Origin of the sequence: Pseudobutyrivibrio ruminis CF1b, assembly GCF_000424005.1 — a bacterium.
Classification (GTDB): Bacteria; Bacillota; Clostridia; order Lachnospirales; family Lachnospiraceae; genus Pseudobutyrivibrio; species Pseudobutyrivibrio ruminis_C.
Map to the genome: position 1 here is coordinate 119,724 of NZ_AUJB01000012.1, position 18,085 is coordinate 137,808.

Annotated in this window: 17 protein-coding genes; 2 read left to right on the forward strand and 15 right to left on the reverse strand. The window is 40.5% G+C overall.

Translation table 11 applies throughout. The features are described from left to right. Nucleotides 1–45 precede the first annotated feature (45 nt). The 12 genes from G592_RS0111305 to G592_RS0111360 form a co-directional block, all read right to left on the reverse strand. Nucleotides 46–927, reverse strand: coding sequence for a DUF2225 domain-containing protein (locus tag G592_RS0111305; protein ID WP_028247919.1), 882 nt, complete (start codon nt 925–927; stop codon nt 46–48). A 28-nt stretch (nt 928–955) separates the two neighbouring features. Continuing rightward, a complete protein-coding gene (locus tag G592_RS0111310) occupies nt 956–2,626 on the reverse strand; it encodes a glutamine--tRNA ligase/YqeY domain fusion protein (protein WP_028247920.1) in 1,671 nt (556 codons plus the stop codon). Nucleotides 2,627–2,658: 32 nt separating this feature from the next. Then, nucleotides 2,659–3,525 (reverse strand): hypothetical protein, encoded by an 867-nt coding sequence (locus tag G592_RS0111315; RefSeq protein ID WP_036952733.1) that lies wholly within the window; start codon nt 3,523–3,525, stop codon nt 2,659–2,661. A 93-nt stretch (nt 3,526–3,618) separates the two neighbouring features. Further along, entirely contained in the window at nt 3,619–4,677 is a 1,059-nt protein-coding gene (locus G592_RS0111320) for a galactose ABC transporter substrate-binding protein (RefSeq protein WP_028247922.1), read from the reverse strand. A gap of 7 nt (nt 4,678–4,684) precedes the next feature. Then, the gene (locus tag G592_RS0111325) at nt 4,685–5,524 is read right to left on the reverse strand and encodes a substrate-binding domain-containing protein (protein ID WP_028247923.1); all 840 of its coding nucleotides are present in this window, start codon (nt 5,522–5,524) and stop codon (nt 4,685–4,687) included. Beyond that, nucleotides 5,514–7,331, reverse strand: coding sequence for a sensor histidine kinase (locus G592_RS0111330; RefSeq protein WP_028247924.1), 1,818 nt, complete (start codon nt 7,329–7,331; stop codon nt 5,514–5,516). Before G592_RS0111330 ends, G592_RS0111325 begins: the two co-directional genes overlap by 11 nt. Beyond that, on the reverse strand, nt 7,331–8,122 hold the full coding sequence (locus G592_RS0111335; protein WP_028247925.1) for a response regulator transcription factor: 792 nt from the start codon (nt 8,120–8,122) through the stop codon (nt 7,331–7,333). Before G592_RS0111335 ends, G592_RS0111330 begins: the two co-directional genes overlap by 1 nt. 74 nt (nt 8,123–8,196) lie before the next feature. After that, nucleotides 8,197–9,363 carry a multiple monosaccharide ABC transporter permease gene (gene mmsB / locus G592_RS0111340; RefSeq protein WP_028247926.1) on the reverse strand — a complete coding sequence of 389 codons (1,167 nt, stop codon included), beginning with the start codon at nt 9,361–9,363 and terminating at the stop codon, nt 8,197–8,199. Then, a complete protein-coding gene (mmsA, locus tag G592_RS0111345) occupies nt 9,353–10,915 on the reverse strand; it encodes a multiple monosaccharide ABC transporter ATP-binding protein (RefSeq protein ID WP_028247927.1) in 1,563 nt (520 codons plus the stop codon). The genes mmsB and mmsA overlap by 11 nt, the downstream gene beginning before the upstream one ends. A gap of 86 nt (nt 10,916–11,001) precedes the next feature. Continuing rightward, nucleotides 11,002–12,141 (reverse strand): multiple monosaccharide ABC transporter substrate-binding protein, encoded by a 1,140-nt coding sequence (gene chvE / locus G592_RS0111350; protein ID WP_028247928.1) that lies wholly within the window; start codon nt 12,139–12,141, stop codon nt 11,002–11,004. A 309-nt stretch (nt 12,142–12,450) separates the two neighbouring features. Continuing rightward, nucleotides 12,451–12,756, reverse strand: coding sequence for an AzlD domain-containing protein (locus tag G592_RS0111355; RefSeq protein WP_028247929.1), 306 nt, complete (start codon nt 12,754–12,756; stop codon nt 12,451–12,453). Continuing rightward, the gene (locus tag G592_RS0111360) at nt 12,749–13,468 is read right to left on the reverse strand and encodes an AzlC family ABC transporter permease (protein ID WP_242830168.1); all 720 of its coding nucleotides are present in this window, start codon (nt 13,466–13,468) and stop codon (nt 12,749–12,751) included. Before G592_RS0111360 ends, G592_RS0111355 begins: the two co-directional genes overlap by 8 nt. Before the next feature lie 80 nt (nt 13,469–13,548). On the opposite strand from G592_RS0111360, the gene G592_RS0111365 reads away from it, so the two are divergent. Continuing rightward, entirely contained in the window at nt 13,549–14,358 is an 810-nt protein-coding gene (locus G592_RS0111365) for a hypothetical protein (RefSeq protein WP_028247931.1), read from the forward strand. Between the two features lie 108 nt (nt 14,359–14,466). On the opposite strand, the gene ilvC is transcribed toward G592_RS0111365, so the two are convergent. From ilvC to G592_RS17125, 3 genes are all read right to left on the reverse strand, one after another. Further along, nucleotides 14,467–15,495 carry a ketol-acid reductoisomerase gene (gene ilvC / locus G592_RS0111370; RefSeq protein ID WP_028247932.1) on the reverse strand — a complete coding sequence of 343 codons (1,029 nt, stop codon included), beginning with the start codon at nt 15,493–15,495 and terminating at the stop codon, nt 14,467–14,469. Between the two features lie 27 nt (nt 15,496–15,522). Next, nucleotides 15,523–16,023, reverse strand: a complete 501-nt coding sequence (gene ilvN, locus G592_RS0111375; RefSeq protein WP_028247933.1) for an acetolactate synthase small subunit — start codon at nt 16,021–16,023, stop codon at nt 15,523–15,525. 139 nt (nt 16,024–16,162) lie between these two features. Further along, nucleotides 16,163–16,819: a 4'-phosphopantetheinyl transferase family protein gene (locus G592_RS17125; RefSeq protein ID WP_051194894.1), complete on the reverse strand. Its 657-nt coding sequence runs from the start codon at nt 16,817–16,819 to the stop codon at nt 16,163–16,165. A 111-nt stretch (nt 16,820–16,930) separates the two neighbouring features. Between G592_RS17125 and G592_RS0111385 the strand changes: the two genes are divergently transcribed. Further along, on the forward strand, nt 16,931–18,085 hold the full coding sequence (locus G592_RS0111385) for a glycosyltransferase (protein WP_028247934.1): 1,155 nt from the start codon (nt 16,931–16,933) through the stop codon (nt 18,083–18,085).

Consider the following 18,085-nt stretch of genomic DNA (forward strand, 5'->3'; position numbering starts at 1 on the left):
TTTTAAGACCACATATCGAAATGATATGTGGTCCATAAGTCTTTATTATTCTTGATTTGCTGCTGCCGCTTTGGCCGCTGCAACCTTTTCAGTGATTTCATCCTTCAGATCGACACATTTGTCTTTGAGCTTTCGGGATGTGCTTGGCGATTGAATAAGTCTCGCAACAAGCTTCATGGCTGCATCATATTTCTTGTAGTGCATAGACATATTAGCAAGCATGAAATCTACTGCTTCGGAAGCCATTCCGCAATATGGTGGTGTCTCTGAAGAAATGGCCTTCATGAAACCTTCATAGGCCTGGCTGTAGAAGCCTTCGTATTCCTTCTTAACCAACTCAATAACCTTTGGATCTGCTTCCTTATCCTGTTCAAGTTCTTTCAGCTGTGCACGTCTGAGCCATGCAATCTTCAGACAAACATATGCCTTCTCAGACATCTTTGCCTTTTTCTTCATGGTGCAGATAAGTGCAAGCTTGAACTTTTCCACTGAATAGTCATATGAATAAGTCTCTGGAAGAGTCTCATTTGGCTGTGGCTTAAAGCTTGGACAAAATTCTGCTCTGATAAGCTTTACACGAGCTGTATCAATCTTGGAGAATGTGGTATCCAATGCAGAGAATCCACAGTTAGGACATGACAAAAAGTCATATTTAATCTTGTCAATGTGCTCATAATTAGGTCTCAAGTCGAAATCCGGCTCAAGTCTTTTGAGCTTTGTAGCAAGAACAGCCTTAATAGGGAATTCTTTGTCACACACAGGGCAGCGAACCTTCTTATCGATAACGAAGTCCGTCTCCTGTTTAACAACAGGTGCTGCGGTCTTAGCTCCAGCAGCGTCGCCTTTCTTTGGCTTTTCATCCGCCAAAATATCCAGTTCCCCATCCATAGAGAAACCGAACTTTTCCATTCCAGAAAGTAAATTCATAACCCGTCCTCTTCTCGTGAGTAAACAATTAGTTATTTGTAGGTAACTTAAATGAACTCTTCAAAGAAACTATTCTGTTAAATACTAATGCGTCTTCCTTAGAATCCTTAGCATCTACACAGAAAAATCCCTGTCTAACAAATTGGAAACTGTCGTAAGCCTTTGCATCCTTTAAAGATGGCTCCACAAGACAGTTTTTAAGAACTGTAAGTGAGTTTGGATTGAGATTCAAACTACCATCTTCATTATACACTCCTTTTTCCTCGTCTACAATATTTTCGTAGAGACGAACCTCTGCATTAAGAGCTGTCTTAGCAGCAACCCAATGAATTGTTCCCTTAACCTTACGGCCATCTGGAGCATCTCCACCCTTTGTAGCTGGGTCGTATGTACAGTGAATGCAAGTAACATTGCCATTTTCATCTGTCTCATATGAAGTACATGTAACGAAATAAGCGTTCATGAGACGTACTTCATTTCCTGGATAAAGTCTGAAGTATTTCTTAGGAGGCTCAATCATGAAATCCTCTCTATCGATGTAAAGCTCCTTACCAAATGGAACCTTACGGCTGCCAAGCTCCTCGTTCTCAAGGTTATTTGGAGCCTCAAGCCACTCTACTTCATCACTCTCATAGTTATCAATAACAAGCTTAACTGGATCAAGAACTGCCATTACACGGCTACGGCTTGTCTTAAGGTCCTCACGGATACAGTACTCAAGCATAGCGTAGTCTGATGATGAATTAGCCTTAGAAACACCAGAAAGTTCAACGAACTTCTGAATTGATGTAGGTGTGAAACCACGACGACGAAGTGCTGCGATAGAAACAAGACGTGGATCGTCCCATCCGTCAACAATTCCGTCCTCTACAAGCTTCTTAATGTATCTCTTACCTGTAACAACGTTTGTAAGGTACATCTTAGCGAACTCAATCTGACGTGGTGGATTAGCAAAGCCTGCTGACTTAACTACCCAGTCATAAAGAGGTCTGTGATCCTCAAACTCTAGTGTACAGATAGAATGTGTAATATTTTCGAAGGCATCCTCAAGTGGATGTGCGAAATCGTACATTGGATAGATGCACCACTTGTCACCTGTATTGTGATGTGTCATGTGTGCAACTCTGTAAAGGATTGGATCACGCATGTTGATGTTAGGCGATGCCATGTCGATCTTTGCACGAAGTGTGTGGCTACCATCCTCATATTTGCCGTTCTTCATATCCTCGAACATCTGAAGGTTCTCTTCGATAGAACGGTTTCTGTTTGGATCTTCCTTACCTGGGTGCTCGAAATCACCACGGTACTCTCTCATTTCCTCTGCTGTAAGGTCTGAAACGTATGCAAGACCCTTCTTGATAAGGTCAACAGCAACCTCATACATTTTATCGAAATAATTTGATGCAAAATAAAGGTGCTCGCCCCAATCTGCACCAAGCCACTGAATATCAGCCTTGATAGAATCAACGAACTCTACCTTTTCCTTTGTAGGGTTTGTGTCATCGAATCTCATGTGGAACTCGCCGTTGTACTTCTTAGCGAGACCATAGTTTAAGATGATAGATTTTGCATGTCCTATATGTAAATATCCATTAGGCTCTGGAGGGAAACGTGTACAAACGTGGTCGTAAACCCCTTCCTTCAAATCCTTATCGATCTCAAGCTCGATAAAATTTTTGCTTACTACTTCTTCACTCATTATTTAATATAGTCCCTTCTATAAATTACTTTCTAATTATTTTTTATGTGCTGATGAGTAAATAAATGCTCAGAGCAATACTCATAATTTCCATTGCACTTGCTGCAGAATCTGAATTCCAACTCTGGATTTGAAATCTCAGTACGTCCGCAAACTGCGCACTTGTGACGTGCTATAGGTGTGCCATCTCTGTACTGTGTACGAGGTGGTGTGGCCTGTCTCCTAAACTCAGCTCTACGATGAATATCCTTAGGATTGTAGCGCTGGAGATTTCTGGTCATCATAAAGAAAATGAACCAGTTTAAAAGCGATGCAATAATAGGCATGGCCGCAAATAAATAGCCTGCCATAAGGTAGTTGGCGACTGAATATCCTATGATAAGAAGATAAAAAATCGACATCCATTTCATCTTAATTGGAATGATGAAATATAAAAGTACCTGCATATCTGGAAAACAAGTAGAAAATGCAAGGAATATTGATAAGTTAATGTAATAAGTGCTGATAAACTGTCCAATTGGAACTGTTGGGCCGTAGATGGCATAAGTAATAAAAGCACCGATTATTGTGAAAAACATTCCTCCAAAGATATATACATTAAAACGGAATGCTCCCCATGTACGCTCTAATGATGTTCCAAGCTGGTAATATAACAGGAACATAATAGCAGCAAAGAGGATACTAGTATTACTTGGTGGGATAAGAACCCAGGACACAAGTCTCCATACCTCTCCCCTGAGAATAAAGTGTGGCTCCAGTGTCAAATAATCGAGATATGGAACCCCTGTATATTTCTGACCGAACTGAAGCATATATCCAATCACATAGCCAATAAGCAAATAAACTATGAGATTTGGGATTGCGTATTTACCTATTTTTTTCTCTAATTTATCTAGCAATGTAAACCTCCGCAATTAAATTTAGACATAAATATAGACTTTAAAGATTATAAACCTTTAAAGCCTATTATAGCAACCATTTATGAAAAAATATCAAGGAAATGCAACTGCTTCAGAATCCTCAATAAAATCGGAATAATTCTTTCTGTCTATCAGCTTGTATGGGACGTAAAAGTACTTTCCCTTTGCCAGGAAAATATCCTCTGGCGGCTGACCTGTTGTGGCAAGGCTTAAGGCCATCTTTGCGATAATTCTTCCCTTTTCGTTGGCATCGTTTAAAACTGTGCCAAGCATTACACCCTCTCCCACAAGCTCCACAGCCTCCTCCTGGCCATTGACTCCCACTATAAGGGGCATGGTCTGGACGCCAAAGCTTTTCAGGGCATCCACTGCTCCAAGAGCCATATTATCATCATTTGCAATAATCAGCTCTATCTGTCTTGGGTATCCCTGTAAAAGTGAGGTGATTTTGGTCTGTGCCTGCTGGCGATCCCAGTTTGCTATTTCATCTCCAAGGCGCTCAAGGCGGATTCCGCCCACCTGAATAGTCTCCACTGATACTCGGCTGCGAATGATGGAATCCTGATGTCCAGCTTCTCCCTCCAGCATAACATACTGAATCACACCGTCACCGCTGATATCCACTTCCTCGAATCTGCTTTTAAGGGCATCTCTCACCAAAAGCCCCTGTAGCTTTCCGCTTTCCTCTGGCTTTGCCCCGATGTAATAGAGCTTATCGAAACGATTAAGATCATCCTCTACAGGCTCACGGTTAAAAAATATCACCGGAACATCTGCAGATTTGGCTGTTTCTATAATAACAGACGCGTCTGTTCTGTCCACCAGATTTACGCAGATTACATCGTAACCCTTATCAATGAAATCCTCCACCTGATCGTTTTGAACCAGCTGATTTGAACCGGCGTAAACCACATTGCAGTCCACATCCAGCTGCAGTTCCTTGGCATCTTCAGAAAGATAATCCAGAATATTTTGCCTGATTTTCTCTGTGAAAGGGTCGAACTCATTGTACATGGTGACCCCGATTTTAATTGTGTCCTTATCTGCTTTGTCTATTGAAGATTCCCGGATACACAAAATCCCTATCAACAAAAGCAAAACAGCCGCCCCAATGGCAGAATACTTTTTCATACAACTCCTATTTTACAAATGGAAACAATACCTTCTCAAGCTCAGCCGAGTACATACTCTCTCTGTCTGCTATGTAATAGAAGGTTCTGTTCTCAGAAACTTTTTTTATTTCCCTGTCCTTCAAAAGCTGGCGCACTGCAATATAACCAAGGGAATATTCATCCTCGTAAGCCAAAGCTTCCAGGCCCCCGTTATCCAGATAATATACAGCCTCGCTGCTGTTATCCATTCCGTAGATTACCACGAACCTGTTGGCTCTGTTATTGGCCTCGCAGGCTGCCTCTATGGATTCCTTATCAAGTGCGATAAAACAGTCAAACAGCCCAGACTGTTCCAAATTGTACATGCTCTGCTTCAGCTTCTTTTCATCTGTTGAGAGAGGTCTATATTCCACATATCTGCCTGCTTCATCAAAACCCGCTTTAAATAAATCTATAATCTTCTGATATTTATCTGTTTCACCTGACGATACAAGAAGAATCCTGTCGCAGTTTTCACTGGCAATCACCCTTTCAGCCAGCTCAGAAACCATAGCCTCTTTGTCTACCGTAAGCGTTCCCTTTGAATAATACAAACTGTTATTTTCCACGGTAACCACTTCATCGGAATCCACTTTGTCCTCTCTTGATGAACTGACAAAATCGATAATGCAGTTGTTATCCATAGCAGCATTTGTGGCTCCAGCCTTCATGTTTTCATAATCCTGAAGCTCCTCTGAATCCACCACAAAAGTTATGGTAAAAGGCCCTTTTTCCTTATTGCTGTAGCTCATGTAAATGATGGCCTCTGCCAAAAGCAAAATGCCTACCGCAGCAAAGAACAACATTATCCATCTTCTATTTTTCATTGCCTTCACCTCCCATGTATTCTTCCATGGTCATCTTAGGCATGCGGATAGTAGCTACTGTGCCCTCATCCAATTCACTGGTAATGCTAAGGCCATAATCATTTTTGAAATAGAGATTGATTCTCTGATTAATGTTCCAAAGACCTATTCCACTGCCTTTACCCTTGGACTTGGTCTTTTCTGTAAGAAGTCCCTCAAGAACATCCGGTGGGATTCCCATGCCATTGTCCCTGACTTCGATGTAGACATCTCCATCCTTCTCGTAGCCCTTGATATCGATAACACCTTCATCATCCAAATCTCCTACCGCATGATAAATGGCATTTTCAATCAGCGGCTGGATAATCAGCTTTATAGTAACGCAGTCCTCGATAGCAGGATCCACATCTATATTGGCTTCAAATTTATTCTTATATCTAACTTTTTGGATGGCCAGATAATTTTTCGCGTGGGTAATCTCATCCCTGATGGTGATGATGTTATTTCCCTTACTAAGACTGATTCTGAAAAGTGAAGCAAGGCTGGTAATCATGGAAATAGCCTCAGGATATTTTTCCGCTTCAATCATCCATACAACTGAGTCCAGGGTGTTGTAAAGGAAATGAGGATTAATCTGAGCCTGCAGTGCGTTCAATTCGGATTTACGTTTTTCCTTTTGTTCCTTTACTCTTTCATCCATCAAATCTCTCATCTGCACAACCAGTGACCTGATAGTTCTTCCCAGATGCCTGATTTCATGGGAACCTCCAATGTATACCTTTTCAGCATCAAGGCTTCCTTCCTCAATACTCTTGAGAGAATCCTCCAGCTGACGTATTGGATCAGTTACAATCTTCGAAATTACGATATTGCCGAAAACAATCAGGAAAATGGTAACGGTGAAAATAATCATCATGAAAGCACGAAGCTGATTATATGGTGCAGAAAGCTCTGAAGCCGGCACAACAGAAACAATCTTCCAGCCGGTATATCCGATAGTCTTTACCACCACCGCTCTTTCACTTCCATCAAAATTTTCCATGTGACTGCCGTCGTCATAGCTGGCAGCTGTTATGTTGTTCTCCTGCATAAGACCGCCATAAATGGCCTTCTGCTTTGGATGATAGATAATGTCTCCATCTGAATCTATAAGATAAACATAGCCTGCCCCCTTCTCATTTACCCTTGAAAACATCTGCTCAATAGATGAGTAATTCATATCAACAAGAAGAATGCCCCTTCTTGTGTAGCCCATGTAGTTTAGATCCACACTTCGGCTCAGGGACACTACCCAGTAGTATCTGTAGTTACTGCTTTCGAACATGTTTTGAACGTGGGGTTTTGAGAAATGAAAGTTTTCGATTTTCTCTTCTGTGCTTGTGAACCACTCCTGCTCTGTGAAATCCACACCAGATTTTCTGGTGGCAATTGGAGCCGCAGAAATAAGAGCACCGTCCTGAGAAATGCAGGCGATACTTATCAAATCATCTTTGTTAGCCTCGTAAAGAATATCCATCTCCCTGTTCATGGAGTCGCTGGTCAAATCCAGATTTTTAATTACTCCATAATACATACTGTTGGACACCCCCATCATGTTTCGTAAATAAGAATTGAGGGTCCAGCTCATCTGATCAATCACCTGCTTATTATTTTCTATGGCAGTCTCACGGGCCTTGTTTATATAAGTGGTATAAAGGGCCAGTGTAACAAATGTCATTGAAACAATAGAAACAATGGTAAATGAAATAGAAATAATCAGCTGAATGCTTCGCCTTTTAGAGGCACGACGAACTTTTTTAAATTGATTTTGAAAATCAATAGTTCTCATTAATTACCTCTCTGCTGTCTGTACTTGGATGGTGAAATACCGTAGGCTTTTTTGAATACATAGCTGAAATAATTAGGCTCATCATAGCCAATCATTCCCGCAATCATGTATGCTTTTTCATCTGTATTTTCAAGGAGCCACTTTGCTTTTTCCATACGAAGATTTGTAAGGTAAGCCACAAAGTTTTTGCCTGTCTGTTTTCTAAATAATGTGGAAAAATAATTTGGAGTGACATTCAAATAAGAGCAAATCTTATCCACTGATAAATCTGAATCCTTGTAGTGTTCTTTGATGTACTCCAAAGATTTATCAATTAGATTATTTGCTGTGGCCTCAGGAATCTGTTCCTTAAAGAATTTAAAACTCTCCTGATAATATCGCTCTAGATTTTCAAGATTGCGTCTCTTTTCTGATTCATCATCAAGGCGCACTTTTAAACGTGAAAATAGCTGATACAGCTCATCAGAATCCACTGGCTTTAAAATGTACTCCACCACAGCAAGCTCGATGGCTTCCTTGGCGTACTCAAACTCATCATAGCCAGTAAGGATAACAAATTTAGTGTCTGGAAGTTCTGCCTTCAGTCTCTTTGAAAACTCGAGACCGTTCATGAAAGGCATATTAATATCAGTCAAAACAACATCTGGATGGCGCTCAAGAGCCATATCCAAAGCATCCCACCCATTACTCGCAGAACCTACTACATTAAAATCCAGCTCCGCCCAGTCAATTTTCTTTTCGATGGCGAGACGGATTTCCTCCTCGTCATCAACAAGCATAACATTATACATTCCCTATTCCCCCGAATACGTAAAAACTAGGATAATTATAGCAAAAAAGGATGCCTTACGGCATCCTTTTTTGATTAATTCTTTTTACGTTTTGAAAGAACATCTACCGTAACGGCACCGAGAAGTACGGCACCCTTTACAATTTTCTGAATATCTGTAGACCATCCAAAGAGTGACATACCATTGTTAAGTACACCCATTACGAAGGCACCTACAACTGCACCGAGGATTGTTCCAGAACCACCGGCTACGGCAGCACCACCAATGTAGCAAGATGCGATGGCATCCATCTCGAAACCATCACCAGCCTTAGGTGTTGAAGATCCGTTTCTTGCTGAGAGGACGATACCTGCGATTGCTGCAAGTACACCCATGTTTGTGTATACCCAGAAGAATACTTTGTTTGTATCAATACCTGAAAGATTAGCTGCTTTTCTGTTACCACCAAGAGCGTAAATCTGACGACCAGCTACTGTCTTTGTAGTAATGAATGCATAGATGGCAATAAGGATTACCATGATAAGAAGTACAAATGGAAGTCCATTGTAACGTGCAAGCTTGCAAAGGAAGAACCAAAGAATAAATAACTCGATTGCAACCTTTACGATTGTCTGCCATGCTGGTGCAAGTGCGAAGTTATATTTCTTCTTTGTCTTAACACTCTTAAGCTCTGCCCAGATAATAGCAACTGAAGCGATAATTGCAACAGCTATTGAAACTAAATCGAGAATTCCCTCACCGAAGAAAATCTTATAGGTTGGAAGGAAACCAGCTCCGATAAAGTTGTAATTTGTAGGGAGAGGGCCTTTTGTCTGTGCCTGTAAAAGTGTATAGGTAAGACCACGGCCCATAAGCATAGTAGCAAGTGTTACTACGAAAGGTGGGATGCTCAGGTATGCAATGAAGAAACCTGCAAACATACCAACCAAAAGACCAATAGCGAGAGCTGCAAGAATAGCTATCCACATATTCATCTTTAAATCCATCAACATGATGCCAGCTGTGGCACCACAAAGAGCAACTACAGAACCTACACCAAGGTCGACATTACCAGTTAATACGCAAAGCAACATACCGATTGCAAGAATGACAACGTAGCCGTTCTGCATTACCAGGTTGTTAATGTTCATAGGTGTAAGGTTCTTTCCTCCAGTAAGGAGGGCAAAGATTAAATAAATAACAATAAGAGCAATGAACATGCCATATTGTTTCATGTCTAAATTAACTCTTTTATTTTCCATTTCCATCATCCTTTCTATTGTGGGCCATTACGCACTGCATAATCTTCTCCTGAGAAACCTCAGCGCTTGTGAGCTCGCCCGCAATCTCTCCCTCATTAATGACATAGATTCTGTCGCAGGTACCGATAATTTCAGGCATTTCTGATGAAATTACGATTACCGCCTTGCCCTGCTTTGCCAGCTCATTAATGACGCAATAAATCTCGTATTTAGCACCTACATCGATGCCTCGTGTTGGCTCATCCAAAATCAAAACATCTGGCTGAGTAAGCATCCACTTTGCAAGTACAACCTTCTGCTGGTTACCACCTGAAAGAGATCCAACCACCTGATTGATGGAATTCGCTTTTACGTTAATTTTCTTTTTATATTCTTCAGCAGCTAAAATCTCTTCATTACCATTGATTACGCCGCGCTTTGAGAAGAACTTTGGACGGGCTGCAATAGTCATATTTTCCTTAATATCACCTATCAGGATAAGACCATTTGTCTTTCTGTCCTCAGTAACATAAGCAAGCTTGTTATCAATGGCATCCTTAACAGTATGAAGATTTACTTCCTTACCATTAATCTTTACTGTACCGGAGATTTTCTGTCCGTAGCTGTGTCCAAAAACACTCATGGCAAACTCTGTACGTCCTGCGCCCATAAGTCCTGCCAGACCAACTACCTCTCCTGCCTTAACTTCAATGTTAATGTTCTTAAGAACCTGACGCTCTGCATCATCTGGATGATATACATTCCAGTTCTTAACTTCAAAAATTGTATCACCGATAGTGACACCCTCTCTTACAGGATATCTGTTTGTAAGCTCACGACCTACCATAGCTTTGATAACCCTGTCCTCAGAGAAATCATCCACTCCCTTAACGAGAGTCTCGATTGTTTTACCATCACGAATGATTGTTACAGCATCCGCAACATAGCTAATCTCATTTAACTTATGAGAAATAATGATACAGGTAATTCCCTGCTTTTTAAGCTCTAACATGATATCGAGAAGCTTCTTTGACTCCTCATCATTTAAAGCTGCGGTAGGCTCATCCAAAATAAGAAGCTCTACCTTCTTTGCCATTGCCTTTGCAATTTCAATCAGCTGCTGTTTACCAACACCTAGAGAATTTACAGGAGCATTGACATTTTCATTTTCAAGACCAACTCTTGCAAGCATTTCCTGAGCACGTTGTCTGGTCTTTGTCCAATCTATAACGCCCTTCATGGAAAGCTGCTCGTTACCTAAGAATACATTTTCTGCAATGGAAAGAAGGGGACTTAAAGCAAGTTCCTGATGAATAATAACTATGCCCTTGGCCTCTGAATCCCTAAGGTTATGGAATTTACAAACCTCCCCATGGTATTCAACGTCACCTTCATAGGTACCGTAAGGATACACTCCGGAAAGAACGTTCATCAGTGTAGACTTACCAGCTCCATTTTCTCCACAAAGAGCATGGATTTCTCCCTTTTTCACCTGCAGATTAACATCATCAAGGGCCTTCACACCGGAAAACTCTTTTGTGATATGTTTCATTTCCAAGATGTAATCTGACATATTAACTTCTCCTTCTTATAAAACACCCCATCCAGCCTTCCCCATAAGGGGAAGGTGCCCGAGGGCGGATGAGGTGTCAACTTCAATTATTCTGCTAACTGTTCCTCTGTGTAATAACCACCATCTACAATGATTTCCTTGTAGTTATCCTTATCAACTGCAACTGGTGTGCAAAGGTATGAAGGAACGACAAGCTTTCCATTGTCATACTGTGTAGTATCGTTGATTTCTGGCTCTGCACCTTCAAGAACTGCCTGAACCATTGTTACGCACTTGTCAGCAAGGAGACGTGTATCTTTGTAGATTGACATTCCCTGTGAACCAGCGATGATGTTCTTTGTAGCCATAAGCTCAGCATCCTGGCCTGTGATAAGTGGCCAATCCTCGCCAACCTTGTAGCCTGCTCCCTCAAGAGCTGCCTTACATCCATAAGCGAAACCATCAAAAGCTGTTGCACAGATATCTAACTTATCGTTAGCATAGAAACCTGTAAGGTAGTTCTCACAGTTCTGCTGTGCTGTTTCCTGAGACCATCTAAGGATACATGTATCCTCGAATGATGTTCTTCCTGACTTACATACCAATGTACCATTGTCAAGGTATGGCTGAAGAACTTCCATAAGTCCGTTGTAAAGCATTACAGCGTTGTTATCATCTGGAGAGCCCATGAAGAACTCGATTGTGTATGTCTCAGATGTGTTAGCAAGATCCTTGTTTTCTTCGATGTACTTACCAATAGCTGTACCAACACCCTTGTTATCGAATGTTGCATAGTAGCTTACAGCATCTGTATCCATAAGAAGTCGATCATAAGCGATGATAGGAATACCAGCTTCCTTAGCCTGTGCCTCTACGTTTACAAGAGCTGATGAGTCAACAGCTGCGATTACTAAGCAGTCAGCGCCAGCTGCGATCATGTTCTCAATCTGAGATACCTGAGCCTGTACATCATCCTCAGCATACTGAAGGTCAACCTCGTAACCTAAAGCTTCCAGCTTCTCCTTCATGTTGCTACCATCATTAATCCATCTCTCAGAAGACTGTGTAGGCATTGCAACTGCAACCTTCTTTCCAGTTGAAGCTGCTGGAGCACTTCCCCCATCATCTGTAGCCTCTGTAGCTGCGCCTGAATCTGCAGGAGCACCTGTGTCAGCAGGTCCGCAACCTACGGCTAACCCCATAGCCATAACAGCAGTGAGCATTAAACTTAAAACTCTTTTTTTCATTTCTTCTCCTCCTAAAATTTGTGTTTACAGCCCAAACCCCTTGGGCATTTTTACTATATTTAGATATTATCAGCTCTCATATTTGTTTAAAATATAAAATTCTATGTTAAATCTTTGAAATTCTACACACAGAATTTTCACATACTCTTTTTCCAGTAATATATACTCTCTAGATTTTCAATATATGAATGATATCTTGTTCTGTTGAAAATATATTTCTTGAATTTTCAATATAAAAAATAAACTCCCATATATTGAAAATCCAAAAAAGGTCCAGCCTTAAAAGCTGGACCTGGACCTAAGATTTTCTTAACATAAAACTAATTCACTTATAAACACTACTGCGCAGCAGATGCAGGCCACCTTGAATAGACTCTGATTCAGCAGGGCTGCTATGGTGCCGCAGACAAGTGCAAGTATTCCTGATATTTTACTCTGTGTGGCATCAATGATGGCTGGAAAAGTCATGACTGCAAGTGTCACATATGGCACATAATAAAGAAATGACCTTACAAAGCGATTCTTTATAGGTTTTCTAAATACTGTTACTGGGAGCACTCTGATAATGGTACTAACTATTCCTGCCACCAGTATATAAATGTATGTTTTAGTCATCGTCCTCTTCCTCCGGATGTGGAAATGCTATAGCAGCAATAGATGCAATAACTACTGTAAGAATAATAGTTTTAGTTCCAGAAGAAATGCCTGCAAATAGCGATACTCTCGATGCAATATAACTTAGAACAAAACTAATGATAATCAATACTGCTACAATTCTGTGCTTTCTAGCCTCTGGCATAATGCATGCCAAAAACATTCCATACAATGCAACTGAAAATGCACTGACAAGTCTCAATGGCATCAGTTCTCCTGCAATGATTCCACAGGAAGTTCCAAAGCACCAGCCAAGTACAGCAATGATAAATGCTCCGTAATTATAGAATGGCTCTATATGTCCCGGGCGCTTTATCGTAATTGCGAATAATTCATCAGTCACAGTGAAGCCTACACACATTCTGTGAAGCATGGATGTCTTGGAATCAAATTTCTGGCTGAGAGCTGTGGACATAAGCAGGTATCTGGCATTTACCACAAGAGTCATAATGGCCATCTCCACATAGCTTGCCCCGGCAGCCACAACAGTGTAAACTGCATACTCTCCTGCGCTGGCATGATTCAAAAATGAATTGATAAATCCCTGCAGCGGAGTGAAATTTGCATTTCTTGCAAGAATGCCAAGAGAAAAGGCCACAGCGAAATATCCCAGTGCTATTGGAACACCGTCTTTGGTACCCTCTCTATAAGCTAATGTTTTCGTGCTAATCATAGAATTATTCATAGTTTTTTAATACTTTCATTTTCTCAAAAGTGTACAATAATAATTAAGAACACGGGGAGGCAAACAAAATGAAGCCTGGAGTTTATCAAGCAACACGTAAGAATGGCACTACCTATTATCGAGGTAACATAACCTACAATGGTAAGCACATCAGCATCGGAAGCTTTAACACCGAGGCTCAATGTAATCGCGCCTATAAAGAAGCGTGGAAAATTCTAAAGGATAAAAAAATCACTTTACTTTCCTATCAGAATTCAATAAAAGAATTACCATTTGAAAAATGTGTAACTCTTATTAATTACAGGGACAATAACATTTACATTAAAAACCCTGTTTACCTTCATCGAAATTACTTTGTTTATTATTTGGACCCATCTACAGTCCTTAAATTTGACAATGATGACTTATTCTACTATTCGACTCACAAGATACAGAACCGTGGTGGCCACATGTTTGTGAGCGATTACGGAATGCAGTACAACATTCTCAGTAGATATGGAATCAAGCCATATAGTGTAAAGGATCGTGATTATAAATTTGCAAATGGAGACGAAACGGATTTACGATATTCCAATATCATCCTTGTAAATAAATATCACGGTGTATCCAAAGAAGAAAAAAAAGGCAAGGTAAAATACGTTGCCAAAATACATCTCAATGGAGACTTTATAGTGGGAAGATACTCCAGCGAAGCAAAGGCTGCCATCGCCTACAACAAAGCCGTAGACTTATGCCGTTCGCGCGGCATGAAGAGAAAGTTCCCTACAAACTTTGTTTCAGAATATTCACCACGCGAATATGCTGACATATATACTGAAATAAAAATATCATCTCACTTATATAAGTTCTTCAGAAATAAAAATTATAGAGAAGCATAAAAAAGCCACCTGTAGCTATCAAGCTCTTAGTGTTACTTAAGCGAAGCTTTCTTCAGCTGAGCGAAGTAATATCTAAGGCTTGAGAGCGTAACAGGTGGTTCTTAGTTTTTAGTTGTTAATGAATTTATCTTCTTCATTGTTCCAGCTGTAAAGCTTTCTAACTTCCTCTCCAACCTTCTCTGATGGATGCTCTGATGCAAGCTTACGCATAGCATTGAAGTGAACCTGACGTCCTGCTGGTGACATATCAAGTAAGAATTCCTTAGCAAATGTTCCATCCTGGATATCTGAAAGAATCTTCTTCATAGCCTTCTTTGTCTCATCTGTGATGATCTTTGGTCCAGTAACATAATCGCCGTACTCAGCTGTATTTGAAATAGAATATCTCATTCCTGCAAAGCCTGACTGATAGATAAGATCTACGATAAGCTTCATCTCGTGGATACACTCAAAGTATGCATTTCTTGGATCGTAACCTGCCTCAACAAGTGTCTCAAAACCAGCCTGCATAAGAGCACAAACACCACCGCAAAGAACTGCCTGCTCACCAAAGAGGTCTGTCTCTGTCTCTGTTCTAAATGTTGTCTCAAGTACACCAGCTCTAGCTCCACCAATTCCAAGTGCGTAAGCAAGTGCAAGATCAAGAGCCTTACCAGTAGCATCCTGCTCTACAGCAACAAGACAAGGAACACCCTTACCTGCCTGGTACTCTGAACGTACAGTATGTCCTGGTCCCTTAGGTGCAATCATAGTAACATCAACATCAGCTGGTGGCTTGATGCAACCAAAGTGAATATTGAAACCGTGTGCAAACATAAGCATGTTACCAGCCTCAAGGTTTGGCTCGATGTCCTTCTTGTACATATCAGCCTGCTTCTCATCGTTGATAAGAATCATGATGATATCAGCCTTCTTTGCTGCTTCAGCTGCTGTGTAAACTGTAAGTCCCTGCTTCTCAGCCTTAGCCCATGACTTTGAACCCTCGTAAAGACCGATGATAACATCGCATCCACTCTCCTTAAGGTTAAGTGCATGTGCATGACCCTGGCTACCATAACCAATAATAGCTATTGTCTTACCTTTCAATAATGAAAGATTACAATCTTCCTGATAATAGATCTTTGCTTCCTGTGACATTCTAATTATCCTCCTACTTAAAATTTATTAAAGAATTACAACATCGTCGCTGCCTCGTGTAAGTCCAGTAAGACCTGTGCGGGCAAGCTCTAAAATATCGTAATCGCCAAGCATGTCTAAAAATGCCTCAAGCTTTCTCTGGCCGCCTGTAATCTCAAGCACCATAGAATCATGAGTGACATCAACAACCTTACCATGGAAAATCTCTACTATAGTAAGAACATCCTGTCTGTCTGTGCTTCTTGCAGAAATCTTTACAAGCATAAGCTCTCTGGTAACAGATGTACCATGCTCAAGTACCTTTAAATCCACTACGTCTGTGAGCTTTGAAACCTGCTTCTCAATCTGCTCAAGAACCATTTCGTCTCCATGAGTAACAATAGTAACCCTTGTATATCTTGGGTCTGCAGTAACGCCAGCTGAAAAGCTGTCTATATTGTACCCTCTTCGTGAAAATAAGCCTGAAATGCGGCTTGTGAGACCTGGTGTATTCTCAACTAAAATAGAAAGAACTTTTGTAGACTCCATAAATTATATACTCCTTTTCCACTTCACTACTGTGAAGCATGAAACTAAATAGAATTCTATCACAAACCATATATATGTCAATAAGAACATGAAATATTTATTAAATATTAATATAAAAAAGGAAGCACTCCTATGGTATTTAGTAGTACTTCCCATCGTACGGATTATATAAGCCCATCTGAATAGGCTGCCGTTTATCCTCATAGCAAAGGGTAATGTAATAATCTCTGAACTCAAATCCCTGCTTGGTCCATTCCACGTTGCCTTTTTCGCAATCACAGTATTCACTGTAATCCACCCACTGAAGCACCTGCATCAAAGGCCTGTCCATCATCTTGCAGGTGGCCTCCTTAAAGGTCCACACCTCGGTGAATTTCTTATTAACCTCGGTTTTCTTTACTGATTCTAAAAGCTCTAAATCATATTTGGTAAAAAACCGTTTTACTAAATCTGGGTCATAGGGCCTTATTCTTTCAACATCAATTCCTACTGGCTTGTCTGATATGGCAGCCACCGCAAAAAAATCTGCATGGCTTATACTAAAATCCACATTCTTAGGTTGTAAGAAAATTGGCTTTCCCTGGGAAGTGTTTGAATAAACATAAGGTCTTTGAATGTGATTCTCCCATAAAAGCTTTTCCAAAAGATGAGAGGCACCAAGTCGCTCACACTTTCCTTTAAGTGTCTTAGCTTCATCAACGTGCGCCCTACGCTGAGGACTAATCATGTCATACACTTCATCAAAAATAAATGGATTCTGTAGTGGTTCGCAATTGTACGCAGCCGCTTTAATCATAGATTCCCCTTTCTCTCTTTATACAAAGTATAACATAGTGGGTATAAAGTATGTTAAACTTTAAAGTAAATATGGGGAACAAATTATGAACAATTGGTGAGGTTTTTAGCTATGAACTTTCTTATCTTTGAAATGAAAACAGTATGCTACAACTCTTATCTATATTTCGGAGACTCTCTGGGCAATGCTCTTACTAGCCTTGGTCACTCAGTAGAATACTTTAAAGTCGATGAAAATCAATTGGATGATTTAGAGCAATATGTTGGTAAGCATTTTGATGCCATGATTGATTTCAATTCTGATTTGCCAAGAGCCCTCATGGATGACGATTCATATTTTCTCGACCACGTGGATGCCCCATTTTTCGACTTCATTTTAGATCATCCTTTATATCACCACGATTCCCTAAAACATAAACTTCAGAATTTCCATGTGGTATGTCTTGATGACAACCATAAAAAATATATCGAAAAGTATTATCCTCACATAAAATCAGTTACAGTTACTCCTATGACAGGCGAACTTGCCTTTGGCAAAGAAAAAATAGACTGGGATGAATTTGATAAACGTAAATACGATATTCTCTTTTCTGGCACATATACTGCACCAGCCAGGCTTGAAACTGCCATCAATATAATGCCTGCCCCTGTAGCTGAAACCGTCTATGAGCTGATAGAAATGTTAAAAGCCGACAGTGACCTTACTATAGAAGAAGCTGTAGATACTTTATCTGAGAACGAAATCTACGACTACATTAACTTAGATAAACCACTTCACACCCAGACTTTTTATCTGGCAGATGCTTACGTGCGCTGCCTCAACAGAAAAAAGCTGGTGGAAGCCCTGGATAAATGTGAACATGAACTGCACCTTTTTGGAGCCCTTTGGGAGGAGCTTCCACTTAAGCATGCCACCATTCACAGAGAGATTCCTTTCAATCTCACATTTACCGTATTTACGAAAGCAAAAATCTCTGTAAATATTATGCCTAATTTCAAGGCAGGAAGTCATGATAGAGTCTTTTCATCACAGCTGAATGGTGCCGTCACTCTCACCGACCCTACCACTTTGCTTAGAAATGAATATAAACATGGGGAAAATATACTGTTCTACGACCTGAAAGATATAGATGAATCTACATTTATAGTAGACGAGAATTTAAAAGACCTGGATAAGCTCAAAAAAATAGCCCAGAGTGGTTATGAAATTGCTTCCAATAACCACACCTGGGCTGAAATAGCAAAAAAGCTATTAAGCGCACTATAA

Coding starts and splice junctions, on each gene's coding strand:
- G592_RS0111305 (WP_028247919.1), bottom strand. CDS start 927: ATGAATTTACTTTCTGGAATGGAAAAGTTCGGTTTCTCTATGGATGGG.
- G592_RS0111310 (WP_028247920.1), bottom strand. CDS start 2,626: ATGAGTGAAGAAGTAGTAAGCAAAAATTTTATCGAGCTTGAGATCGAT.
- G592_RS0111320 (WP_028247922.1), bottom strand. CDS start 4,677: ATGAAAAAGTATTCTGCCATTGGGGCGGCTGTTTTGCTTTTGTTGATA.
- G592_RS0111325 (WP_028247923.1), bottom strand. CDS start 5,524: ATGAAAAATAGAAGATGGATAATGTTGTTCTTTGCTGCGGTAGGCATT.
- G592_RS0111330 (WP_028247924.1), bottom strand. CDS start 7,331: ATGAGAACTATTGATTTTCAAAATCAATTTAAAAAAGTTCGTCGTGCC.
- G592_RS0111335 (WP_028247925.1), bottom strand. CDS start 8,122: ATGTATAATGTTATGCTTGTTGATGACGAGGAGGAAATCCGTCTCGCC.
- mmsB (WP_028247926.1), bottom strand. CDS start 9,363: ATGGAAAATAAAAGAGTTAATTTAGACATGAAACAATATGGCATGTTC.
- mmsA (WP_028247927.1), bottom strand. CDS start 10,915: ATGTCAGATTACATCTTGGAAATGAAACATATCACAAAAGAGTTTTCC.
- chvE (WP_028247928.1), bottom strand. CDS start 12,141: ATGAAAAAAAGAGTTTTAAGTTTAATGCTCACTGCTGTTATGGCTATG.
- G592_RS0111355 (WP_028247929.1), bottom strand. CDS start 12,756: ATGACTAAAACATACATTTATATACTGGTGGCAGGAATAGTTAGTACC.
- G592_RS0111360 (WP_242830168.1), bottom strand. CDS start 13,468: ATGATTAGCACGAAAACATTAGCTTATAGAGAGGGTACCAAAGACGGT.
- G592_RS0111365 (WP_028247931.1), top strand. CDS start 13,549: ATGAAGCCTGGAGTTTATCAAGCAACACGTAAGAATGGCACTACCTAT.
- ilvC (WP_028247932.1), bottom strand. CDS start 15,495: ATGTCACAGGAAGCAAAGATCTATTATCAGGAAGATTGTAATCTTTCA.
- ilvN (WP_028247933.1), bottom strand. CDS start 16,023: ATGGAGTCTACAAAAGTTCTTTCTATTTTAGTTGAGAATACACCAGGT.
- G592_RS17125 (WP_051194894.1), bottom strand. CDS start 16,819: ATGATTAAAGCGGCTGCGTACAATTGCGAACCACTACAGAATCCATTT.
- G592_RS0111385 (WP_028247934.1), top strand. CDS start 16,931: ATGAACTTTCTTATCTTTGAAATGAAAACAGTATGCTACAACTCTTAT.